Source organism: Chamaesiphon sp. VAR_48_metabat_135_sub (genome assembly GCF_031418915.1).
In the GTDB taxonomy this organism is placed as follows: domain Bacteria; phylum Cyanobacteriota; class Cyanobacteriia; order Cyanobacteriales; family Chamaesiphonaceae; genus Chamaesiphon.
The window spans coordinates 1-21,917 of the sequence record NZ_JANOJV010000268.1 but is presented as its reverse complement, the minus strand read 5'-3'; the positions used below and the strand labels follow the sequence as shown (position 1 = coordinate 21,917).

25 protein-coding genes are annotated in these 21,917 nt (G+C 43.5%); 16 read left to right on the top strand and 9 right to left on the bottom strand.

The window, feature by feature from the left end:
- Positions 1-352 precede the first annotated feature (352 nt).
- On the bottom strand, positions 353-670 hold the full coding sequence (locus RMO55_RS18770) for a c-type cytochrome (RefSeq protein WP_396134407.1): 318 nt from the start codon (positions 668-670) through the stop codon (positions 353-355).
- A gap of 318 nt (positions 671-988) precedes the next feature.
- Positions 989-1,123 (bottom strand): hypothetical protein, encoded by a 135-nt coding sequence (locus RMO55_RS18765; protein ID WP_310429188.1) that lies wholly within the window; start codon positions 1,121-1,123, stop codon positions 989-991.
- Between RMO55_RS18765 and petG the strand changes: the two genes are divergently transcribed.
- On the top strand, positions 1,077-1,190 hold the full coding sequence (gene petG / locus RMO55_RS18760; protein ID WP_310429119.1) for a cytochrome b6-f complex subunit V: 114 nt from the start codon (positions 1,077-1,079) through the stop codon (positions 1,188-1,190). The two genes, RMO55_RS18765 and petG, sit on opposite strands and share 47 nt — an antisense overlap.
- A gap of 230 nt (positions 1,191-1,420) precedes the next feature.
- Here the strand turns inward: petG and rsmD are convergent, their stop codons facing one another.
- Positions 1,421-1,984 (bottom strand): 16S rRNA (guanine(966)-N(2))-methyltransferase RsmD, encoded by a 564-nt coding sequence (gene rsmD, locus RMO55_RS18755; protein WP_310429117.1) that lies wholly within the window; start codon positions 1,982-1,984, stop codon positions 1,421-1,423.
- A 105-nt stretch (positions 1,985-2,089) separates the two neighbouring features.
- Entirely contained in the window at positions 2,090-2,623 is a 534-nt protein-coding gene (locus tag RMO55_RS18750; protein WP_310429114.1) for a hypothetical protein, read from the bottom strand.
- Between RMO55_RS18750 and RMO55_RS18745 the strand changes: the two genes are divergently transcribed.
- A complete protein-coding gene (locus RMO55_RS18745) occupies positions 2,618-2,830 on the top strand; it encodes a hypothetical protein (protein ID WP_310429112.1) in 213 nt (70 codons plus the stop codon). The genes RMO55_RS18750 and RMO55_RS18745 overlap by 6 nt on opposite strands.
- A 102-nt stretch (positions 2,831-2,932) precedes the next feature.
- Here the strand turns inward: RMO55_RS18745 and RMO55_RS18740 are convergent, their stop codons facing one another.
- A complete protein-coding gene (locus tag RMO55_RS18740; RefSeq protein WP_310429110.1) occupies positions 2,933-3,274 on the bottom strand; it encodes a hypothetical protein in 342 nt (113 codons plus the stop codon).
- A 314-nt stretch (positions 3,275-3,588) separates the two neighbouring features.
- On the opposite strand from RMO55_RS18740, the gene RMO55_RS18735 reads away from it, so the two are divergent.
- The 4 genes from RMO55_RS18735 to RMO55_RS18720 all read left to right on the top strand — a co-directional run bounded on the left by RMO55_RS18735 (position 3,589) and on the right by RMO55_RS18720 (position 8,822).
- On the top strand, positions 3,589-4,416 hold the full coding sequence (locus tag RMO55_RS18735) for a photosystem II manganese-stabilizing polypeptide (protein WP_310429108.1): 828 nt from the start codon (positions 3,589-3,591) through the stop codon (positions 4,414-4,416).
- A gap of 188 nt (positions 4,417-4,604) precedes the next feature.
- The gene (locus RMO55_RS18730) at positions 4,605-5,807 is read left to right on the top strand and encodes an argininosuccinate synthase (RefSeq protein ID WP_310429106.1); all 1,203 of its coding nucleotides are present in this window, start codon (positions 4,605-4,607) and stop codon (positions 5,805-5,807) included.
- Between the two features lie 539 nt (positions 5,808-6,346).
- Positions 6,347-7,825 (top strand): MBOAT family O-acyltransferase, encoded by a 1,479-nt coding sequence (locus tag RMO55_RS18725; RefSeq protein ID WP_310429104.1) that lies wholly within the window; start codon positions 6,347-6,349, stop codon positions 7,823-7,825.
- Between the two features lie 28 nt (positions 7,826-7,853).
- Positions 7,854-8,822, top strand: a complete 969-nt coding sequence (locus RMO55_RS18720; RefSeq protein WP_310429102.1) for a hypothetical protein — start codon at positions 7,854-7,856, stop codon at positions 8,820-8,822.
- Between the two features lie 27 nt (positions 8,823-8,849).
- Here RMO55_RS18720 and RMO55_RS18715 read toward each other — a convergent pair whose 3' ends face one another.
- Entirely contained in the window at positions 8,850-9,239 is a 390-nt protein-coding gene (locus RMO55_RS18715) for a DUF2358 domain-containing protein (RefSeq protein ID WP_310429100.1), read from the bottom strand.
- A 94-nt stretch (positions 9,240-9,333) separates the two neighbouring features.
- Entirely contained in the window at positions 9,334-9,978 is a 645-nt protein-coding gene (locus tag RMO55_RS18710) for a hypothetical protein (RefSeq protein ID WP_310429098.1), read from the bottom strand.
- 100 nt (positions 9,979-10,078) lie between these two features.
- On the opposite strand from RMO55_RS18710, the gene RMO55_RS18705 reads away from it, so the two are divergent.
- Both RMO55_RS18705 and RMO55_RS18700 read left to right on the top strand, forming a co-directional pair.
- Positions 10,079-10,750, top strand: coding sequence for a DUF3386 domain-containing protein (locus RMO55_RS18705; RefSeq protein ID WP_310429096.1), 672 nt, complete (start codon positions 10,079-10,081; stop codon positions 10,748-10,750).
- 256 nt (positions 10,751-11,006) lie between these two features.
- The gene (locus RMO55_RS18700; RefSeq protein WP_310429095.1) at positions 11,007-11,753 is read left to right on the top strand and encodes a Ycf66 family protein; all 747 of its coding nucleotides are present in this window, start codon (positions 11,007-11,009) and stop codon (positions 11,751-11,753) included.
- A gap of 90 nt (positions 11,754-11,843) precedes the next feature.
- On the opposite strand, the gene RMO55_RS18695 is transcribed toward RMO55_RS18700, so the two are convergent.
- Positions 11,844-12,530: a response regulator transcription factor gene (locus RMO55_RS18695; RefSeq protein ID WP_310429093.1), complete on the bottom strand. Its 687-nt coding sequence runs from the start codon at positions 12,528-12,530 to the stop codon at positions 11,844-11,846.
- Positions 12,531-12,966: 436 nt separating this feature from the next.
- Here RMO55_RS18695 and RMO55_RS18690 point away from each other — a divergent pair, with 436 nt between their 5' ends.
- The 7 genes from RMO55_RS18690 to RMO55_RS18660 all read left to right on the top strand — a co-directional run bounded on the left by RMO55_RS18690 (position 12,967) and on the right by RMO55_RS18660 (position 19,117).
- Positions 12,967-13,518 carry a hypothetical protein gene (locus tag RMO55_RS18690; protein WP_310429091.1) on the top strand — a complete coding sequence of 184 codons (552 nt, stop codon included), beginning with the start codon at positions 12,967-12,969 and terminating at the stop codon, positions 13,516-13,518.
- 670 nt (positions 13,519-14,188) lie between these two features.
- A complete protein-coding gene (locus RMO55_RS18685; RefSeq protein ID WP_310429089.1) occupies positions 14,189-14,317 on the top strand; it encodes a hypothetical protein in 129 nt (42 codons plus the stop codon).
- A 9-nt stretch (positions 14,318-14,326) separates the two neighbouring features.
- Complete coding sequence (locus tag RMO55_RS18680) at positions 14,327-14,755, top strand: AMIN domain-containing protein (RefSeq protein ID WP_310429087.1); 429 nt, start codon at positions 14,327-14,329, stop codon at positions 14,753-14,755.
- Between the two features lie 48 nt (positions 14,756-14,803).
- Positions 14,804-16,264, top strand: a complete 1,461-nt coding sequence (locus tag RMO55_RS18675) for an N-acetylmuramoyl-L-alanine amidase (protein ID WP_310429085.1) — start codon at positions 14,804-14,806, stop codon at positions 16,262-16,264.
- A gap of 43 nt (positions 16,265-16,307) precedes the next feature.
- Positions 16,308-17,150: a glutamate racemase gene (gene murI, locus RMO55_RS18670; protein WP_396134400.1), complete on the top strand. Its 843-nt coding sequence runs from the start codon at positions 16,308-16,310 to the stop codon at positions 17,148-17,150.
- 199 nt (positions 17,151-17,349) lie between these two features.
- Positions 17,350-18,321 carry a solanesyl diphosphate synthase gene (sds, locus tag RMO55_RS18665; RefSeq protein WP_310429083.1) on the top strand — a complete coding sequence of 324 codons (972 nt, stop codon included), beginning with the start codon at positions 17,350-17,352 and terminating at the stop codon, positions 18,319-18,321.
- Positions 18,322-18,415: 94 nt separating this feature from the next.
- Complete coding sequence (locus RMO55_RS18660; protein ID WP_310429081.1) at positions 18,416-19,117, top strand: RibD family protein; 702 nt, start codon at positions 18,416-18,418, stop codon at positions 19,115-19,117.
- A gap of 203 nt (positions 19,118-19,320) precedes the next feature.
- On the opposite strand, the gene serS is transcribed toward RMO55_RS18660, so the two are convergent.
- Positions 19,321-20,604: a serine--tRNA ligase gene (gene serS / locus RMO55_RS18655; RefSeq protein WP_310429079.1), complete on the bottom strand. Its 1,284-nt coding sequence runs from the start codon at positions 20,602-20,604 to the stop codon at positions 19,321-19,323.
- A 384-nt stretch (positions 20,605-20,988) separates the two neighbouring features.
- Between serS and RMO55_RS18650 the strand changes: the two genes are divergently transcribed.
- Positions 20,989-21,891: a ParA family protein gene (locus RMO55_RS18650; protein WP_310429077.1), complete on the top strand. Its 903-nt coding sequence runs from the start codon at positions 20,989-20,991 to the stop codon at positions 21,889-21,891.
- Positions 21,892-21,917: the final 26 nt, after the last annotated feature.

Sequence of the window (21,917 nt, the reverse complement as noted above, 5' to 3'; positions counted from 1 at the left end):
TGACTGTTGCGATCGAATCTAGCTCCGACATCTTTAGCCCAAATCATCCACAATGGCAAGTATCCTAGCTCTAAATTGCCCTATAAATCGTTCTAAACCCGTCATCGCGCCACCATAAACCCAACTCACGCATGAAACCTCATGCTCGCTAGATTCACTCTCTGGAGTCGAATTTGCACAAGTTCGCTTTACTGGGGAAAATGCAATTAACAAATCTGGCGATCTCATGCGCGTAGTATCTGCGCTAGATCGTTATCACAATTGAGATTTTACATCAAGGGTCATCCAAAATTAGCCACGCCGCAATCGTCGCTGGAAATCTTGACGCGCTAATCTGGGGGTACCAAAGCTGCTAGAGTGTTGCTAAATAACTGAGGAGATCGGCCATTTCTTGCGGATTGGGCTGAAATTGGGGCATGGGGGGCGTATTACCACTTGTCACTTGCTCGATCAGACTATGTGGCGACTTGCGTCTGGAGATTTCGCGAAGACTCGGGCCAACTCGGCCGCCTGCATACAATCCATGACAGCCACTACAATTAATCTGAAAGATTGCATGTCCGAGAGTTGGATCGCCTGTTTTTGCTAACACGCTCGTAGTATATGGATTGGATTCTTGAAGCGAGTGCCAACCAACGATCGCGCATAGACAAATCGACAAGCAAGCCATTACGATCGATCCGATCTGTTGCCACGATGTTTGCCTGAGTTTAGGTAGTCGGATATCCAAGACGTGCCTGCTATAGTTAGAACTTAAATTAAGAATGTATAAAAATGCAGATCTTGCACTTGAGGCTCTTGTCTGCCACTAATAGTGTATCCATAAATCTCAGATTGGTGATACATTTCTTAAATATCTTAAGCTTTTTCTCCGAATGTAAAGTTTTACGATAAAAAGTTACGACTTACGACTTACGACTTACGACTTACGACTTACGACTTACGACTTACGACTTACGACGTAATTTAAGTATCGCCATTTATACGGCTACAGCAGTAACCAGGGACGAATACCTTGCGCCAATCCCCCTAAACCCGATACTCTAGAAGGAATCATCTCATTGCGGAGTCTCAACGTGGTAGAACCTTTACTAGCTGGAATTGTCCTCGGTCTAGTTTTCATTACTCTCAGCGGCTTATTTGTTGCTGCTTACATGCAGTATAAGCGCGGCAATCAGCTCGGTTTGTAGATGGTGGATAGCGGATGCGCGCTCCTCTGCTTCCCCAAGGGTTTGCGAAAAGGTGCTTTACCTGGGGAAACCCCAAGCGAAGCACCTTTTCAAGACAGCGAACCAAATCGCGCTGTAGGCGTTGGCGGAAGCCTGCCGTAGGCACAGACGTGTCGTTAGAAAGTTTCCTGTGCGTGCGTTTGGCTCAAGACAGCGCACCAATCAGTAGATCGTTCAACTGTTGCGGCTGCTTATCCACTTATCTTTCTGAGTTGATAGAAAGAAATCGCTGTATTGCCATAGTTTTTAGAGCGGCAGAGTTCGAGTTTTGATAGTGCTGTGGGTAAGCCACAGATGTTGGGATCGGGACTGTGTTCTACCGCAAGTTCTCCCCCAATCGCCAGTAGCTCGGATCGATCGATCGCTTCTAAAACTAACTGATATATTTTTCCCGCATAGGGTGGATCGAAATAAATTCGATCGAACTTTTGTCCGTCTAAATCCGCTAACCGCTTCACCACATCGCCACGCCAAACGTGAAACTCTTGGAATTCACCTGCGACTTTCGTCCAATTTTGCTCGATAATACTACAAGCTGCCATCGATCGCTCGATCCCGATCGCACTCTTGGCACCCCGACACAAAGCTTCCGCACCCATCGCACCACTACCAGTGCAAAGATCTAACCATCGACAATCTAAAATCGATCCTTGCCAAATATTAAATAATGCTTGTCTGACTCGGGCTGATGTAGGTCTAGTTTCTAATCCTGGCAATGTTTTTAACTCTCGATTGCCATAAATTCTGATGCTCATGGGATTAAGTCGTAAATCGTAAGTACTGCCCTGAGCCTATCGTAAGCACAAACAGCAGGCTCTGCAACCAGACTATCGGTTACGATTTACGACTTACATCTTGTGTTAAAGCTCGTGGATTTTTTCCAAGGTGCGTTGATAATCCCAATCCCGATCTTGTTGTCGGAATAGCTCGGCGGCGGCTTGGAGATCTGCTTGTGCGCCTTGTCGATCGTTCAACTGAGAGCGAACTAAACCCCTGTTGTAATGAGCTTTTGCATGGGTAACATCCAGTTGAATGGCGCGACTGTAGTCACTTAATGCACCCTGTCGATCTTCGAGGCGGTAGCGAACATTGCCTCGATCGTAGTAACTAATCGGACTACGATCGTCGAGTTCGATCGCGCGATCGTAGTCCGATAAAGCACCCTGTCGATCGCCCATCCGATCGCGCAACAATCCCCGATTGACGTATGCTTTGGCATAATTAGGATCGAGTTGAATCGTGCAATTATAGTCCGCCAGAGCACCCTCTCGATCGCCACCAAGATCGCGAGACCGACCCCTATTGTAATACTCGCGTGCGTCTTGGGGATATTGTTGCAGGTCGGGGTGAGAATCTATCGGGATGTCAGGTTGGTCATTTAAATTTTCATGCATATTTTCATACTTTTATGTCATCTCGATCGAGCAAATCCCACACTTCTGCTCAGGCAAAGGCTCCGCCAACGCGAACGATATCAGAGCAATAGCATTTGCGATCGAAGCTGCGAAACGGTTAGTTCGATTGCTTATAGGATCGAGACTAAGACATTTACAGTAAGAATTCTAGCAGTTTCAGCAAATTGGTTGGTATTTCTGCTGTAAAATCCAGCCGAATTGCTTAATCTCACTATCTTCCGATCGAAAATGAGCGAGCGTCGTATGTGTAGGTAATTGAGATCGGGTACCGGTCGCCGTTTGCAATCCTTATTTTTCTGTTTTGGCTAAATTCGCAAATAGAGCTTGGAGTTTCCACCGTTGAATATATGGCCAGCCGCCATTTTCTTCAATATCTCGCAGCAGGGTATATAGAGCTTGACGACTATTCGGGAGTGCCGATTGAAAATAGTCTTGTTGAATTTCGCGATGAAGGTGTTCTAGAGTGCGCAAAAGTTGAAGGAGTGCGAGCGGATCTGTGCGATCTCGATCGGCAAGATCGTATATTTCATTGGCGATCCGATCCAGATGCTCGGCATTGGTTGCAAGTGCATCGGACAATTCGGCTGGTGCTAACTCTGAAGATGAAAGGGAATTTTTGTCTATATTCATTTAGCTTGGCTTGTCAAATATTTTTAATATAAATTTACATTCTGAGATCTGCGGGCAAACGTACAAATAAATATGCTCGAATTATTTATTTGCAGATGGGAAGCTCTTGCGAACGAACCTGTAAATTTGCCTTAAAAAGGCGGGGCTTTAAACCCAATTTTTTGGTAAGATACCGATCGACAAGACAATTATCTTACTGTGTCTATAGCTACGATCGAACACAATCTTGAAGATTAATTCGATTAGTTCGATTTAGGCTAACACACTAGCAAAGACTGTAATAACATAAAATATATCGAAGATTGAGGTTAATCATGAAATTTCGCGGATTAGTTGCCGCTCTGCTCGCCATCTGTATTGGCTTGCTGACGGCTTGTAGTGATGCTCCCGTATCAGCAACAACAGTACTGACTTATGAGGATATTCGGGGCACTGGATTAGCCAATAACTGTCCTGTCATTGACGATACCAGTCGGGGTTCCATTCCACTGGATGCAGCAAAGAGTTACCAATTGGTAGACATGTGTATCCAGCCAACCAATTACTTTGTTAAAGAAGAATCTCAAAACAAACGTCAGGAAGCTGAATTCGTGACAGGTAAATTGGTAACCAGAGCAACTTCTAGCCTCGACCAGATCAGAGGTTCTGTCACTTTGACAGCAGATCGGACTCTAACCTTCAAAGAAGAAGACGGGATTGACTTCCAAGCTATCACGGTTAAACTGCCTGGTGGTGAGTTAGTACCCTTCCTTTTCACCGTTAAAGAGTTAGTTGCTACCAGTCAACCTGGTGTCGATAGTATCAATACTTCTACTGATTTTGCGGGTGAATATAAAGTCCCATCCTATCGCGGTGCTGTCTTCCTCGACCCCAAAGGTCGTGGTGTTGCTAGTGGTTATGATAATGCCAATGCACTCCAAGCTGAATCAAAAAGTCGCGAGGGCGATCGTAAGAACACCAAACGCGCACAAACTGGCAAAGGCAAAATCAAGTTTGAAGTTGCCAAAGTCAACAGTGATACTGGCGAAGTCGCTGGTATCTTTGAAAGCGAACAGCCTTCCGATACCGATTTAGGTGCTCTAGATCCCAAAGAAGTCAAAATTCGCGGTTTATTCTACGCTCGTCTAGAAGCTAAATCTTAAATTTAGGCTTTAGGGTCAGAGTTAATATTTTGATAGGTGTTGTATCGACTAGATATGACACCTTTTTTACACTTTAGGTGTTAGGTTTTAGGTTTTGCGATCCGAACAAAAAATCTCAGTCCTAAAGCCTAAAGCCTAAAGCCTACCCCCTATAATAAAACTCGTTGTTCAAAAGTGAAACTACTGTTATGAGTCGTGCTAAAAAAGTTGTGCTTGCTTATTCTGGTGGGGTAGATACCTCCGTCTGTATCCCTTACCTCAAGCAGGAATGGGGTGTCGAAGAAGTAATTACCCTCGCCGCAGATTTGGGACAGGGAGATGAACTGGAACCGATTCGTCTCAAAGCTTTAAATTCAGGTGCTAGTGTCTCGCTGGTGGCTAAAGCTACGGAGAGTTTTATCACTGATTATGCTTTTCCTGCGCTCAAGGCGAATGCGCTGTATGAAAATCGTTATCCACTTTCTACCGCTTTAGCTCGTCCATTGATTGCTAAATTGCTAGTCGAAGCGGCTGAGGAATATGGAGCGGATGCTGTGGCGCATGGTTGTACTGGAAAAGGTAACGATCAAGTGCGATTTGATGTATCGATCGCGGCACTCAATCCTAACTTAAAAGTGCTAGCACCAGCACGGGAATGGGGTATGAGCCGCGAACAAACGATCGCGTATGGCGAAAAATGTGGTATCCCTTCCCCCGTGAAAAAGTCTTCGCCCTACAGTGTGGACTTAAACTTACTCGGACGCAGCGTTGAAGCTGGTCCCTTGGAAGATCCTTGGGTAGAGCCGCTCGAAGAAGTTTACGCGCTGACTAAAGCGATCGAGAATACCCCAAATGAGCCAGAATATATTGAAATTGGCTTTGAATGTGGTGTTCCCATCAGCATTAATGGTATTGCCCTCGCTCCAGTAGCTCTGATTAGCCAATTGAATCAAATTGTTGGCAATCATGGGATCGGGCGAATTGATATGGTTGAAAACCGCCTCGTCGGGATTAAATCGCGCGAGATCTACGAAGTTCCCGCATTATCCGTGCTGATTCAGGCTCACCGAGAGTTAGAAAGTCTCACGCTTACGGGCGATGTGACCCAATATAAACGGGGAATTGAAGAAACCTATAGCAAGCTTGTCTACAATGGTCTCTGGTATTCGCCCCTTAAAGCTGCCTTGGATGCCTTTGTCGAACAAACCCAAGCGCGAGTCTCCGGAACTATCAGGATTAAGTTATTTAAGGGCAATGCGGTCATCGTCGGGCGGCGGTCAGAGTATAGTCTTTATGACATGGATTTGGCTACCTACGGTGAAGATGACAAGTTCGATCACAGAGCTGCTGAGGGATTTATCTATGTTTGGGGATTACCCACACGGGTCTGGTCGCAACGAAATAAATTCTAGGTTTTAGGCTTTGGAGGGTATTTGGAAAGTATAGATTCAATCCCTCCAGCCTCTTCTTTTATATTACGTAGTAATATTCAGTTCGTTTAAGTTGCCGCATCGATTTTTAATCACCCAAATCTCCTTTTTAAGGGGGCTAGGATCGAACTATAGAATTCAAAGTTCCCATTAAAAAGTAGTGTCGATCTATTTGAAAAAGAATCATACTGAAACTCAAATATTTCGGCAAACTTCCATCTACACTCGATCGAGGTTTAATGACAGAAAAGAGTTAGAGTAATTTTTCTTTGGTGGATAGATCGAACCTGGCTTAACAAATCTGGTTCCCCGAGGGTTGAGCGCGTCAAGACAAGCAGCGAGACAAGAAAAGACAGCGCACCAACCAGGTAGACAAGACAGGGAGATTCAACTTTAGAAAATAAATATAGTCAACTTGTATATATACAGCAAGCTTTTTTAGGCGAGATTAATTTGTATTTTTCAAACAACATCTAAAACCTAAGATTACTAATAACCAACGTACTAAATTATAAAAGTGTATGTTATTCAATAGTTTTCCATTTTTAATCTTATTTTTAGCTACATCTGTTATCTATTACATACCAATATTTCGTCAATTACAAGTTATTATTCTTGTCTGCTCTAGCCTGATTTTTTACAGCTATGACTCACCATTGCTACTAGTGCTACTACTCGTATCAATTTTTATCAATACCATAATTAGCTATAAAATTGCAGACGGTAGCAATTCAAAACAAATTCGATGGGCTGTCACGGGAATTGCACTTAACTTGTCCATATTAATATTATTTAAGTATGCGGCTTTAATTACGAATTTATTCATTAAACTATTGCCTGAATCTAATAACTCAGCGGCGGGTGTCGTCACAATGTTTTTGCACTTACCACTGCCAATCGGAATTTCTTTTTATACTTTTGAGGGCATCAGTTTACTTGTGGATGTTTTGCGTGATACTGCAGATCGAAAACAATCTTCTTTTATAAAAAGAGGACTTCCTCAGCATTTTTTGAAAAGTTCACTTTTTATCGCATTTTTCCCACATCTTATCGCTGGACCTATATTAAAGGCAAGTAATTTCTATCCACAAATCAAAGCAAAATATTTTAAAGATATCAATTGGGATATAGTCTTTCGTTCCCTGACGGTCGGATATTTTTTGAAAATGGTAGTTGCTGATAACTTAAAAGATTACACGTTCTGGATTGCTTTTCCGTATTACCAAACTCTTAGCACCCTTACATGCATTGTGCTGCTACTTGGCTACTCAATGCAAATATTTGCAGATTTTGCTGGCTACTCCTTAATTGCGGTCGGACTAGCATCAGTGTTAGGTTATGAGTTGCCACAAAATTTTAACTTTCCTTATATTTCTCGCTCAATTACCGAATTTTGGAGACGTTGGCATATATCATTATCAAATTGGTTAAGAGACTATTTATATATATCTTTGGGCGGAAATCGAAAAGGAGAACTAAGAACGTATGCAAATTTGATGATAGTTATGCTCCTTGGTGGTCTTTGGCATGGGGCATCATGGAATTATGCAATTTGGGGCAGCTTTCATGGCATAGCATTAGTATTAGAACGCTTTTTCAGCAACAAGATCGATGTAAAACTCCACACTAATGGCAATAGATGGTATCAATTTGTGCTTGACACGCTCAATATTTTAGTAGTATTTTGTTTTGTCTCTATAGGTTGGCTATTCTTCAAATTATCCGACATTGGGCAGGTTTTTAATTTTGTCAATACTATGATTAGGAATGTAAATTTACCTAATAATAATAGTTATATAGAGTTTGTTTTATTGTTTTCATCGCCAATTATTGTTTATCATTTAATTCACTTGCCCTGCATGAATATTCTCACGACAAAACAGATGAGTAAATATGAAAATTCTTGGAAATTCTGTAAAAATACAGCTTTAGGAGTAATGATAGTAATGATTATTTTAAATAGCGGTAATTCAAGTGGATTTATATATTTTCAATTCTAGGCTGAACAATAAAAACGTAATTATTCTAATGAATTTACCTGTGCTTAATTTTAAGCTAATTAAAAATCCCATTATTCATTCATTATTGGTAACATTATTTTTGTCAATCGGTTATTCTTTGCTAGGTGGATTGAAGGTTCTTCAACCATCAGAGGGAGTCAATCAGTGGCAAAGGAATGTAATTAGAATTCAAAGGTATTCTTACCAACCATATTCAAAATTGAATGTAGTTTTAGTCGGTAGTTCACTCACGGACAACATTCCTACTGACAAAATTGGAGACTATATTATTAATCTAGGCATGAGCGGAGGTTGCGCTCAAACAGGTCTGGAAGCTATTATCAGACAAGATATAAAGCCAAAGCTATTATTGGTTGAACTTAACCATACTATCCGGATTCAAGCAGACAAGAAAATAATTGAATCCAACTATAATCCAGTTTTATATCCTTTACGTCGTTATTTACCTAGTTTCAGAGAAGAGTATAAACCATCTGTCCAAATAATATTAATGTTTCATACACTATCTAAAATATTTCATGAGTTAATATATCAGTCCCAGGTAGTCGATCGACAAATAAAGACGCAAAAAGATCTTGGAGAAAAAGAGGATAAGCCTTTAACCTCAGAGTATAAAAAATTAGGAGATCGGCTGATATCTCAAGCAATTCAGAATAATTCAAAACTTTTATCAGAAGGGGAAAAAAGTTCATTAAGACAGGAATCTCAACATATTAAGTCACAAATTTCAAAAATCGAACACGATGGTACACAGGTTATTTTATTTAACGTCCCCGGTGACTATCGGCTAAAAAGTACTTTATCTGTAAAAGAATATCGAATATTTATGAAAGAGCTTTTTCCTAGTAACAATTTTGATTGGCTACCAGAACCACCATCGAGAGAATGGTTAACTGGAGATGGAGTTCATTTAGTTAAATCGGATGCTAGAATTTACGCTGATTTTTTAAGAGGACGTTTAATAAAGTTATTTTAATACTCCCGATCGGTGACGATCCATTCTCTACTTTTCGTATCTAATTTTGATGTGTTGTTTTAAAACATCTAGTGGCGATCGATCCCAATAGTCAATGTGACTGATAATTAAGTCTCGATCGTTTAATCTCATCTCACTTTTACCAGTAATTTCGATCCGTGGATACCAGGGTAGCGGTGTATTCCAGCTCAATGACCAACGAGTGGTGATTAACTGTTCGACTCGATCGATCTCATATAATTCTAGCTGTGGAGCTTTAAACCATTTCTGGATAAACTCGATTGTCTTTTGATAGCGTTTGAGTCCGTGAAATCGGGTCAGGGGATCTTGAAAATATACATCGTCGGCATATATTTTGTAGTTTTGCTCGATCGGGAATTTAGCATAGTCTTCCCGTAAAATTGTCATAATATCCATGAGTTAGTTGAAAGTTGAAAGTGAATTAAAAAAATCGAGTAAGTTGGGTTGAAAAATGAAATTAAAAGCATTAGGAACACCTAAGATCGAAAGCCTAAAACTGTGCTGCGACGAGCATACTTTTAATCAGATCGTTTTTGATTAACAATTCCTCTTGCATTAAGTATGCAAAAATCATTTGGTTTGTGACCTCATGTTGCTGCTTCTGTTGAAACACCGATAAAGTAGCCAGTAAAAATAGGACATCTTTAGATCTAAGTGGGATAAAATGACCGCCAATATCTGTAGATAATAACTTAGGCAAACAGGTCGGTAACTGACGCACATTATTCATCAGATCGCTTTGACGAAGTAAACACAAGCGATCGAGTCCAAAATCCTTGTAAACTAAAAGTCTAGTACAAGCTTCGCTCACAATCGCTGGATCTGAGAATGGTAATATGCAAATCCCCAAATTAACTTGAATTTGAGTGGGGAGCAGACAGACTAATTTAAAATCGATTAACCCTTGATTGCGACCTGGGGGATAAATGCGATCGAGTCTTTCAATTTTGACACCAGCAATCGTTTGACCGATCGCCAATGATAAACATAATAATAGTCCAGCAGCGATCTTTTCTTTATCCTCAATCGATCGCGCTAGTTCTGGTATTAATACTTGGCGTTCGACAGCGAAAGCTGCGGCGATCTGTCCAAGAGTGGGACTCGATAGTGGTAATGGTAAATCGGGGCTAGTCATCTTACTTGATAATTTATCATCATCTCGATCGCAATATAGAGAAAATTCAGGAAAAAATCTCTAAAATGGGATTAAATACCAAATAGCACGTTTACGCAAGATGACAGAATCAAAATCAGCACAGGACTTATTTCAAGCTGCTTACGAAAATCGCTATACTTGGGAGCCGACTTTTCCTGGTTACACAGCAGCCGTTAAATTTCAGAAAGGTGATGATATCTTTACTGGCAATATTTTGGTCAAACCTAATTTGAGTGCGGAAGTCACGGGGATCGATAATGAAGAAGCACGAAAATCGATTATCGGACAACTTCGCGAAGTTGCGATCCACCGCGTGCGCCGGACTTTTGCGGAAACTCACAGTATGAATACTTTCGCCTATGGTGAGACCGACGCGACGGGTGCTGTCGAAATCCTCATGCCAGAAAAACCGATGGGAGATCGATATAAAGTCCGCAATAATGAGGTATGTCACGTTCATCGTCATCTGCATGGCGTGATGGTGACGATCGATACTTTTAGCAGTCACGATACTGGTGCTGGCTATCTTTCCCATCGCTATGACTCCATCTACGCCGATCCTGCAACGGGAGAAATCAAAAGCGAGAAAATCGTCTTTGAAGACAACTATCAACAAGTCGGTGGGTTTCAACTTCTCAGCCAACGTATCATCGAAGGCGTAGATGATGGACAACCTACAACTACTGAGTTTAGCTTTACCAATTTTGAGTTACTACCCGCGAAAGTAGAAGCTGTTGCAGTAACAGTTTAAGGCTTTAGAGTATTACGCCATATCCTCGACTATCTTGTCTCGCTGCTGGTCTTGACGCGCTGTCTTGTCGTTTTTTTATTCGGGGGGAACCCCCGAATAAAAACGCCGCTAAACCCTCGGGTTCCCCGAGGAGCGCGCGTCGCTTCTCGAAGCAGTCGGGGATATGTCCCACGAGTTAAGATCGATCGACTGACTACCAAGATGTGAGATGCTAAATCTAGTCAAAGACATTGGCCCATAGGAGTGTTCTATAAAAATGCTGGCATACATCTTAGCTGTTTTAGTAGGTACGGGTAGCGTTGGTTTGTATATCTCCGCCTTTTTCTTTCCCGAACTCCATCGCAAACAGGATTTTATCTGGAGTGGAGTTGGTTTTTTCTATGCTCTTGCGCTCTGGATTTATGCTCGTCAGGAGACGGGGGGTATTTTAGTCGGACAAACGGCTAGCGTCGCTCTGTTAGGCTGGTTTGCATGGCAAACCCTCAAACTTCGCCGTCAACTGGTACCCGTCAGTCAACAAACGCCGATGCCTACTGCCAATAAACTCAAAGAGCAGCTAGGTTTAAAACCATCAGCACCAAAAGTAACTAAACCCACAGCTAAAAAGCCCGCTGCCACTCCCAAACCATCGACACCCACAAAAACTACGACCCCAGCCGTCGAACCTCTAGCTGCAAGTTCTCCCATTGAACCCTCAGTTACCCAGGAAGCAGCACCCGGAAACGAGCCGGTATCTATGCCTGTTCAGCAATTTTCTCCACCAGCCAGCACCGATTTGGCGGCTGACGATGAAGCCTGGATCAGACTAGAAGTGAAGCCAGCTCCAGCTCCATCCCAACCCCTCGGCAAGGCAGTGCAACCCCCTACAACTGCCAGCAAACCAGAAGCTTCTAAGTCTCCAGCAATTATCCCTGAAACCATCTCCACAAATGTCCCAACTGACACAATCCAAACCACCGCAGAATTAACATCAAAGGATCGGGGAGAGGGGGAAACTGGGTGATAGGGAGATAGATTGGTTTCAAGCACGGGAAATAATACCTCAAATCAGCAACATTGGAATATTTGTTTATTCTCCCGATTCCCAACTACCTTAATTTGTCAACCCATGTTCTAGTGCATAGCGCACAAGCTCGGTGCGACTATTCGTACCTGTCTTGCCAAATAGACGACTGACATACTTCTCGACATTCCGCACGCTAGTCTCAAGCTGTTTGGCAATTTCCTTATTCATCAATCCAGCCGCGACTAAATCCAGCACGCTTTGCTCGCGCGGGGTGAGATCGATCCGAATCGGGGGTGGCGTTTTGACAATCCCACTGGTGGGGTTGAGCATCCCCCGCAGCTCGGCGGCGATTTGTTTAGCAATACCTTCCATTTCAGGATTTTGAGAGGCTGCTACCGCGACAGTGCGGCGTTCCAGGAGATTCCCGACGATCGCGATCAGCTCATCAGGATCGAAGGGTTTGGACAAATAAGCATCGCACCCAGCTTGATAGCCAGAAATTCGATCTGCTTTCATGCCTCTGGCTGTCAAGAAAATGACAGGTGTCGCCTTAAAGCGAGGATCTTCTCGCATTTGTTTGAGAAACTGATAGCCATCAACCTGGGGCATCATCACGTCAGAAATCACTAAGTCGGGTAACTGTTGTTGAAGCAATTCCCAGGCATCTTTGGCACTACTAGCCACTTGAACGAGATACCCGCTATCTTCGAGATAAGCTTGGACTGCTTCCCGCAATCCGGGTTCGTCATCTACGAGTAAAAGTTTACCTGTCATTGTGTTGCGTTCCTATGCCCTTGCAGTCTGCACTTCTCACTTTAGCAAATCTTGTCCGGTTTAAGATGATATCGGTATTAAATTAGAACTCCTTGCAACAGTTAAAAATTATTGTTTTTATTAATATTGCCATCAAAACTGACAACCGATCTTCTGACTGATGATAGCAGTCTATTGTGCTGTCAGTACTTTGGCGGATTCCATTTCAGGTATGTTTGTTATGATGGCGGATAGAGAAATACGATTTAGATTTTGTCGGTCGCCGATCGCGAAAGTTGTAGTTAACGATTGCTTGATATTTTATTTTCTAGCGTAATTTTGAAGAATTTGCCTAATTCTCAATGAACGTGAAACGATCTCTTTCTCAATTATTCTAGATCGCCCTGGACTATTAAATTATTAAATTCATTATTTTAGATTGATGCTCCTCACAAATATGTCAACACCCACATCTCTAATGGTCGCAATCTGGAGTTTACGCTCTGTACCCATTAGTATGCTGATATTAATGTTTGTGTTTAATAGTGGTAGTATTCAATCTCCTCATGCAACTATGCATTTCTGGTTTGATGCGATCGCTATTACGGTTCTGCTAGGTCTGATTGCTTATTGGAATCACCTGAAACGGTTGCAGTGGAATGCCAGCTTTACGATCTATCTGTATATTTTTCTGGTTTTGCTGCTACGCAATCCCTATGGAATTTTAACCACCGTACCTGAGGGGAAATTGGTAGCAGTTAACGTCCAATCAATGCTAAATAGTTTGTGGGTTGGAATTGGCATCTTTGGGATCGGGATGTTGTTAGAAGTGTTGATTTTCCACCTTCGTCAGTTCAAGCGTTGGGCCTGGTGGATCGCTTTGTCGATCTCGATTTTATATGTATCTAGTATTATTTTCTTCTTTTCCGGTACATTAGGCATTTGGAGTTTACTAGATTCAGAAACTAAGCAGACATTCAAACGTCATCTTCGCTATCGCAAAAATTAGTTGAAAACTCGCGCAAAAAATGGGGTCTATCCATACTCACATTTGGCACCACCTCGCTCAATCCCTCTGTAAAACTAGCGAGATCGAGCAATATCGCCTCAATTGAGCGGCATCTCGTTAAATATGTAAGTTCAAGCCCTTCCAATCCTGAATGTTGCCGTCGTATCGGATCTCAGCAAGCTGGGTATGGCTAAGATCTCAGAAACGCAAAGTGTCTTTACGGGAGCATCGATGATCTAAGACAAAAATCGTAAATTAGCTAGTTCGATCGGAAAATCGGGCATTCTATAGTTAAACTATTTAGTCTAAGCTAGCTTGGAACTACCAATTCAATTTAGCAGTCAGTCGTAAAAATAATCAAGTGTCTGGAGGATAACACTAGGCGAATATCTGCCCAGATTGATGCCGAACATCATAATTTCGAGAAAATGAGCTTTACTGCGGCTTGTCAGAGTCGATCCAGATATCTCGATCGGGTTACAGCTTGAATTGAGTATCTAGATACCAGATTCGTGTTATCTTACCACAGAGTCCTAAACTGTTAATTTTTCGCAGCAAACAGAAACAATATGATATGCAAATTCATCTAAGTAAATGCCAGTAATTGTTGGCAAACTTGTATCAAGTGTAGTTAAAGTAGCCCCTCTCTTGGAGAATCGATTCTTGCAGATTGTCCGTAGCTGCCAAGCAAATCGTTGGTATAGCTTCTGCTGAAGCGACAGATGCTTTGCATCTGACAGGCTATCGCCAACGCAAAGGAGAACGAGAATCGATGGTTGGCGGTCAAGTTCACTGTTAAGGATGAAGTATGGCGAGATTTCAATTTTTACTAATTAGTGTCTGTAGTTTCTGTTTGCTAGCTATTCCAGCAGATGCTGGTCAATTGGTGTCTTGGAAATTCGATCCAAGTAGAAATCGGTTAGATTTTAAGACTGATGCTGGGGTTCAGCCCAAAGCTGTCATGTTACTAAATCCGACTCGACTGGTGGTAGACTTACCAGGAATCAGTTTTCCCAAACCAACAATCACCCAAAAATTAACGGGTAACTTTAGATCTTTACGAGCAGGGCAATTTGATGGTAATACGACTAGACTAGTTTTAGAATTACAGCCAGGGTATACCCTCAACCCCAAAAGAGTGCAGTTTACTGGCGAAAATCCGATCGATTGGTATGTGACTATTCCAGTTCCCGAGCGCGGATCGACCTTACCAACTCTTTATCCACGATCGAATTAATCCATGTAATCCCCATCAGTAGGAGTAAGTATAGTGAGATACAACTGGTTGTTACCCAGTATTTTTAGTTTCGTGATGGTATCGCTACCAGCAACGGCGGCAGAAATTCTGTCTTGGCAATTTAATGCGACTGAAAATCGCATTGATTTTAGTACAAATGCCGCAGTGAACCCAGAAGCGCAAATGCTGGCTAACCCCAGTAGGCTGATTATCGATCTGCCAGATACAAGGCTCAATCAGCCGACTTCTTCCCAAGTCCTCAGTAATGGTCTCAAGTCGCTCAGAGTAGGTCAATTCGATGTCGATCGAACGAGAATGGTCTTGGAACTCGATCCTGAATATGCCCTCGATCCACAGCAAGTGCTAATCCAAGCTAGTACAAACAAACAGTGGTCGGTGCAGTTGCCCACACCTCAATCGCTCAAATCTTTTTCGCGAGGTGCTCCAGTCGGACCAGTCGCAGTTTTCAACGAAAACGGTCAAATTGTGGCAGCGCAACCTAATCGACCGAGGATTGTCACTAGTAATACAGGCACGCCAATCAATTATATCGCTCTCGATCCCACCCGCACGGGAATTTTGGTGCAAGCTGACCGCCTGAATAAGACCCAACTCAGATATACAATCGGGTTGGACATGCAATCTGGCAATTATCGGGTCGTAATCCCCAATGCAAGGCTAGCACATGGATACCAAGTTCCTGCCGACTCGCAACGCTACATGACCGTAACTACTCAAGGCGATGATATTTCGATCGTCGTTCGCCGTGCGGACGGGATCAAAGTCGATATCGTCCGTCAGTATCTAGATAGTCGTTGGGTCTACTTGCAGCCTGTTTCCGGAACTAGCCGCATTGCGAGCCGTCCACCTGAGGCGGTAACCATTACTGTTCCCAGAGCGGCAAACCGTCCGATTCCCAAGCAGGACACTTCACCCCCAGTCAGGGCGAATAATGGACGAACTTTAGTCATGCTCGATCCTGGGCATGGTGGTAAAGATCCTGGCGCAATCGGTTTGGGTGGTCTAAGGGAAGTCGATGTAATTTTGCCAGTTGCCAAGAAAGTTGCCGAAATTCTCGAAAAACAGGGCATTGCTGTGAAAATGACCCGCAATAGCGATTATTTTGTTGGTTTGGACGAACGAGTCACCATGTCGCGGGAAGCAGGTGCAACATTGTTCGTGAGTATTCATGCCAACTCGATCGATAATCGTCCCGATGTCAATGGTTTGGAGCTATATCATTACAATCTCGGACAATCATTTGCCGAAACCGTGCATAACGCTGTTATCGATTATGTAAATAAAAATGGTTTCTACTTAAATAATCGACGAGTGCGATCTGCGCGGTTTCTAGTATTGCGAAAATCGACAATCCCCGCTATTCTAGTCGAAACTGGTTATTTGACTAGCGAAGCAGAAGCTGCTCGTCTCCGTCGAGATGATTATCAAAAGGTGATGGCAGAAGGCATTGCGAAGGGAATTATCCAGTACATCAAAGACCGTAATTAGGTTTCGATCGACTACTGATATTTATTCGACCTTTCCCAACCATATGCAAGACCGACTCACTCCTAACCAGCACATCCAGTCAGATGAAGTTGCCAGAATTGGTGTATTTGATAGTGGAGTGGGGGGATTAACTGTTTTGCAAGAAATCTATCGCCAACTCCCCCATGAGTCGGTTCTGTACTTTGGGGATACTGCGAGAGTGCCATATGGCAACCGGAGTGCAGCAGAGATTTTAAAATTTACCCGCGAAACATTGGATTGGATGGTGCAGCAACGGGTGAAGATGGCAATTATGGCATGTAATACCAGTTCGGCACTAGCTTTAGAAACCGTTCGCGATGAATACGATTTGCCGATTCTGGGTGTGATATTACCTGGTGCTAGAGCCGCCGCTCGACAGGGGCGAAGGATTGGAGTAATTGCGACTCCAGCTACGGTAAATAGTAATGCCTATCTCCACGCAATCCGCGAAGCAAACCCAACTGCCCAAGTATGGCAAGTTGCTTGCCCTGAATTTGTCCCGCTGATCGAAAATAATCGCTTAGAAGAACCATATACGCTAGAGATTGCCAAGGAGTATATTCAACCATTACTCGATCGATCGATCGATACTCTAGTCTATGGCTGTACCCATTATCCCCACCTCGAACCCATCTTGCGGAAATTTGTCCCCAGCACTGTCAAATTTGTTAACCCCGCTATTGATGTTGTCGCCGCTGCCGCTAAAGAACTCAACCTTCTTGGCATCCAAAGCCACAGTAACGCTCTATCCACCAAATTCATCGTCAGTGGCGATCCTCAGCAATTTGCCCAACTTGCAACTCAATGGCTGCCTACTCAGCCGTTGGTCGAACAGATAACTCTCCCGACAGTTACAGTTTCTTAGGCTTGAGGTTTTAGGCTTGAGCACTAAAATACCTAATCCTCAATAACTAAGATTGGTCAAAACACCCCTGAAAACTCGAATTCACCCCCTAAGGCCTAAAACCTAACACCTAATACCTAATACCTAATACCTATGTGGGGGAAAATAGCTTAGAATATATGTAAACTTTCGTAAACTCATCCTCTGAGCCGCTCGATCGATGACCTCAGTGAAATCCCTATTTGCTCCTGTTGAAACTGACCTAGAAGTTTTGACGGAGAACCTCAAAAACCTCGTCGGTGCCCGTCACCCAATTTTATACGCAGCCGCCGAACATTTATTTGGGGCTGGGGGAAAGCGCGTGCGCCCAGCTATCGTCTTGCTAATTGCCCGCGCCACAATGCCTGACGGGGAAATTACCCCACGTCACCGCAGACTCGCAGAAATTACCGAAATGATCCATACGGCGAGTCTAGTCCACGATGACGTGGTAGACACAGCCGCCACCCGTAGGGGTGTACCAACAGTACACAGTCTATTTGATAATCGAATCGCGGTACTAGCGGGCGATTTCCTCTTCGCCCAGTCGTCTTGGTACCTGGCCAACCTTGACAACCTAGAAGTAGTTAAGCTGCTGTCACAGGTGATTATGGACTTAGCTGAAGGAGAAATTCAGCAGGGATTGAATCAATTTGAAACGGATTTCTCGATCGAATCCTATTTAGAGAAGAGTTATTATAAAACTGCCTCCCTACTTGCCAATAGTTCCAAAGCGGCTGGCTTGCTCAGTGACAAATCTCCAGAGACTTGCGAGCAACTATATCTCTATGGACGCAATCTAGGGCTAGCTTTCCAGATTGTCGATGATATTCTCGACTTTACCGCTTCCGATGAAGTTTTGGGTAAACCGGCTGGCTCAGATTTGGCAAGTGGAAATCTAACCGCTCCAACGCTATACGCGATGGAAGAACATCCCCAACTTGTCGAATTAATTGCGACTGAATTTGAAGATGAGGCAGACTGGGAGAAGGCGATGAGTTTGGTACTCAATAGTGATGGGATTGCCAAATCTCGCGCTCTTGCCAACCACCACGCCCAGTTAGCTCTCGCCCAACTGAAGGGTTTAGCTCCCTCAACTTCACTCCAAGCATTGTTCGATCTGTCAGATTACGTCCTGAAAAGGTTGTATTGAAGAAGTGGAAAGTTGAAAGTGGATTAAAAATCGCTCGTCAATTTTCCCCACACGCCTACTGTGGTACAGCCAACTCCCAACTCCCCACTAATTAATGAAGACAACTCTCGTGCTCGCGATGACTGCCGATGGCAAGATTGCGGATGTGACAAAATCACCTCCAACATTTGGCTCTGACAGAGATTATGCCCATATGGTAGAGCAAATATTATTAGCTGATGTAGTTTTAGTTGGTAGCGGTACCCTGTTGGATGGAAATGAAAGTAGTGAAGTACGGGAACCAGATCGAGCGTTGATTCAAGCTAGGATCGATCGAGGACAAACACCTCAACCACCCCAGATTATTTGTTCTCGGAGTGGTAAGATCGATCCTCAGTTACCATTTTTTAGTCAACCGATCGAACGATGGTTATTGACAACTAAAAAAGGCTCGCTCGATTGGATCGAGCGAGCTAGTTTCGGCCGCGTTTTAGTCTGTGAAACTGCCGATGGTAGCGATATTGATTGGCAAGCTGTGAAAGTTAAACTGGCTGAATTGGGTGTAGAAAATATTTGTTTTCTAGGTGGTTCTGAACTAGCAGCAAGTTTATTTGCGGCTGATTTTATAGACGAATTGTGGTTGACTATTTGCCCCTTTATCTATGGGGGTAGTGCGGCACCCAGTCCGGTTTCTGGAGTTGGCTTTACTTCAGACTTGGCTCCTAGACTGAGACTGTTGAGTGTCGATCGAGTCGAACAAGAACTATTTTTACACTATCAAGTCGAAAAGAAAAGTGAGGACATACCCCCGACTTAACTTGTAACCTAATTTCAACTTAAAGTAACCTCAGTTGGGTTAAGCAAAATTAATTTTCTTCGCTCTAGCCCCGCCCTAAAGTGCGGGCTGGTGGCTCAAGTCCGTTTCAACGGACTTGAGTGGTTAGCCTGGGGATTAATCCTCAGGCGGGTACCGAGCGGAGCAAAACATCATTGAGTGGAGATCCTTAACCTAAACTCACGTTAAAGTACCGCTCTGCCTAGATAAGATTGCAATACTTCCGGTACTTTAATGGTCCCATCTACTTGTTGATAATTCTCTAAAATTGCTGCCATCGTTCTCCCCACAGCTAATCCCGAACCATTGAGCGTATGGAGAAATTGAGTACCTTTTTTCCCTGTTTCCTTAAAGCGAATATCGCCGCGCCGTGCTTGGAAATCTTGAAAATTGGAACAACTGGAAATTTCCCGATATTTGCCAGCCGAAGGTAGCCAGACTTCTAAGTCATAGCATTTCGCCGCACTAAAGCCGATATCTCCAGTACAGAGTTCTAACACTCGATAAGGTAGTTTCAGAGCCTGGAGAATAGCTTCTGCATTGGCTACAAGGGCTTCGTGTTCCTGTGCCGATGTGTCAGGATGAACGAATTTGACTAGCTCGATTTTATTGAACTGATGGAGTCGAATCAAACCGCGCGTATCTCGCCCCGCACTTCCAGCTTCGCGCCGAAAACAGGGGGTGTAAGCACAGTGACGGATGGGAAGTTGTTCGCTATTGAGGATCTGTTCGCGATAGAGATTGGTAACGGGAACTTCCGCTGTGGGAATCAACCACAAATCATCTTCGGCACATTTAAAGCCATCTTCAGCAAACTTGGGAAGTTGCCCAGTTGCCGTCATCGAAGCCGTATTGACCAGAATCGGCGGACTAACTTCAGTATATCCTGCCGCAATCTGTCGATCGAGCATAAACCCAATCAAGGCACGTTCCAAAGCCGCACCCGCGCCGATAAGCGTGACAAATCGACTCTGAGCGAGTTTCGCACTGCTCTCGAAATTTAAGATCCCTAATTTCTCACCAATTTCCCAATGTGGCAAAATCTGCGAATTTGTCGGGATATATTCATCGCCCCACTTACGGAGTTCGACATTCTCATCCTCATTTTTACCGATCGGCGTAGTATCGCTCGGGAGGTTGGGTAGTTGTAAAATCAGAGTGGTAATCTGCGCTTTGAGTTCTCGCTCGGCTGGCTCCAATTCGTTTAACTGGGCTTTGACAGCATTTCCTTCATCCTTGAGAGCTTGAATCTCTGGCGCATTGGGGGCGGTTCCCGATTTCATTTGCACTCCGACGAGCTTACCGATTTCGTTGCTTCGCGCCTGAAGTTGACTGCGGGTAGATTCTAGCTCGCGCTGTTGTTTATCCAGAGCGAGAATGGGTTGGATGTCATACACACCCGCTCCTCGGAGATCTAGTTTTGTCTGTACTAATTCTGGATTTTCTCTAATCTGTCTAATGTCCAGCACCGTTTTTACTCTATATATCTATACTTCGCTAAATATAGCTTAACCTGACTTCGCGATCGGAATATCTGCTCTATACCCATTCTGCGGCAGAATCCCCCTGCCGTAATGGAACGAAGCGGCATTATGCCGAAACTTTTCTGCTTGTAAAGCATCCAGCGCAACATCTGCTGACTTTATCTCGATGTTGCTGGCAATCGAGATAAAGTCCGTCTAACGATTCCTTTTCCTATCTGTGTAGCATCTGCCTACTTCTAATAAGTAAAATTATGTCAACTAGAACAGCTCGAATCGATCTCAAGGCGATCGAAACCAACTATCATATGTAGCGGTTACGGATACTGTCCGCACCTCACACTAAAGTCAGGGAGCTATTTCAGATAAATCATGGGACTAGTTATTGCCACTGTCAATATGAAAGGAGGTGTCGGTAAAACTACCCTCACCGTCAATCTAGCTGCTTGTCTTGCCAAATTGCATGGAAAGCGTGTTCTAGTTGTCGATCTCGATACTCAGATTAGTGCTACTCTGAGCCTCGTCACACCTCAAGATTTTGCTAAGATTCGGCGCGAGAAAAAGACAATTAGTTATTCGATTGCTAAAGTTCTCAAACCGAGTAGCCGTTACAAGTTTGACACCAAAGATCTAATTACCGCTGATGTTTCCTGGGTCAAAGGATTGGATTTATTAGCTGGAGATATCGATATTTACGATGAGTTTTTAGTATCTGAAAAACTTCATGAGGAAACTATTAATAATCCCAATATAGATTTCATCGATGCCTGGAACGGATTTGAAGGATCTCTGATCAAAGATATTTTAGCTCCAGTTATCGACGAATACGATTTTATTATTCTCGACTGCGCTCCTGGATACAATCTCCTCACCAGAAGTGGGATTATGGCCAGTCATTTTTATATCATGCCCGCCCGTCCCGAACCACTATCTTTAGTGGGGATGCAGTTATTAGAACGGCGAATCTCTAAGCTTCGCGAAGCCCATCAAGGTGATAAAAACTGTTTGGAAAGTAGTTTATTAGGCGTTGTCTTTATTCTATCTGGTAGTACGTTATTTGCCCGTTACTACGACCAGGTAATGCAACGAGTTACCCAAGACTTTGATGCGAGTAAGATTTTTCAAACTCGCGTTCCAATGGATGTAAATGTTGCTAAAGCGATCGATAGTTTTCAACCTGTCGTTGTTGATAATCCTGGCTCTGCTGGTTCTAAAGCATTTGTTAAATTGAGCCAGGAATTATTAGCCAAAGTACAACAATTAGCTGGTAGTTGAAGTGTGGGGGTGTGGGGGTGTGGGGG

Coding starts and splice junctions, on each gene's coding strand:
- sds (WP_310429083.1), top strand. CDS start 17,350: ATGACCTCAGTGAAATCCCTATTTGCTCCTGTTGAAACTGACCTAGAA.
- RMO55_RS18740 (WP_310429110.1), bottom strand. CDS start 3,274: ATGAATATAGACAAAAATTCCCTTTCATCTTCAGAGTTAGCACCAGCC.
- RMO55_RS18705 (WP_310429096.1), top strand. CDS start 10,079: ATGACAGAATCAAAATCAGCACAGGACTTATTTCAAGCTGCTTACGAA.
- RMO55_RS18725 (WP_310429104.1), top strand. CDS start 6,347: ATGTTATTCAATAGTTTTCCATTTTTAATCTTATTTTTAGCTACATCT.
- RMO55_RS18660 (WP_310429081.1), top strand. CDS start 18,416: ATGAAGACAACTCTCGTGCTCGCGATGACTGCCGATGGCAAGATTGCG.
- RMO55_RS18700 (WP_310429095.1), top strand. CDS start 11,007: ATGCTGGCATACATCTTAGCTGTTTTAGTAGGTACGGGTAGCGTTGGT.
- RMO55_RS18745 (WP_310429112.1), top strand. CDS start 2,618: ATGCATATTTTCATACTTTTATGTCATCTCGATCGAGCAAATCCCACA.
- RMO55_RS18770 (WP_396134407.1), bottom strand. CDS start 670: ATGGCTTGCTTGTCGATTTGTCTATGCGCGATCGTTGGTTGGCACTCG.
- RMO55_RS18735 (WP_310429108.1), top strand. CDS start 3,589: ATGAAATTTCGCGGATTAGTTGCCGCTCTGCTCGCCATCTGTATTGGC.
- RMO55_RS18680 (WP_310429087.1), top strand. CDS start 14,327: ATGGCGAGATTTCAATTTTTACTAATTAGTGTCTGTAGTTTCTGTTTG.
- RMO55_RS18695 (WP_310429093.1), bottom strand. CDS start 12,530: ATGACAGGTAAACTTTTACTCGTAGATGACGAACCCGGATTGCGGGAA.
- RMO55_RS18765 (WP_310429188.1), bottom strand. CDS start 1,123: ATGAAAACTAGACCGAGGACAATTCCAGCTAGTAAAGGTTCTACCACG.
- RMO55_RS18710 (WP_310429098.1), bottom strand. CDS start 9,978: ATGACTAGCCCCGATTTACCATTACCACTATCGAGTCCCACTCTTGGA.
- murI (WP_396134400.1), top strand. CDS start 16,308: ATGCAAGACCGACTCACTCCTAACCAGCACATCCAGTCAGATGAAGTT.
- RMO55_RS18715 (WP_310429100.1), bottom strand. CDS start 9,239: ATGGATATTATGACAATTTTACGGGAAGACTATGCTAAATTCCCGATC.
- RMO55_RS18690 (WP_310429091.1), top strand. CDS start 12,967: ATGTCAACACCCACATCTCTAATGGTCGCAATCTGGAGTTTACGCTCT.
- RMO55_RS18720 (WP_310429102.1), top strand. CDS start 7,854: ATGAATTTACCTGTGCTTAATTTTAAGCTAATTAAAAATCCCATTATT.
- rsmD (WP_310429117.1), bottom strand. CDS start 1,984: ATGAGCATCAGAATTTATGGCAATCGAGAGTTAAAAACATTGCCAGGA.
- RMO55_RS18650 (WP_310429077.1), top strand. CDS start 20,989: ATGGGACTAGTTATTGCCACTGTCAATATGAAAGGAGGTGTCGGTAAA.
- RMO55_RS18730 (WP_310429106.1), top strand. CDS start 4,605: ATGAGTCGTGCTAAAAAAGTTGTGCTTGCTTATTCTGGTGGGGTAGAT.
- RMO55_RS18750 (WP_310429114.1), bottom strand. CDS start 2,623: ATGCATGAAAATTTAAATGACCAACCTGACATCCCGATAGATTCTCAC.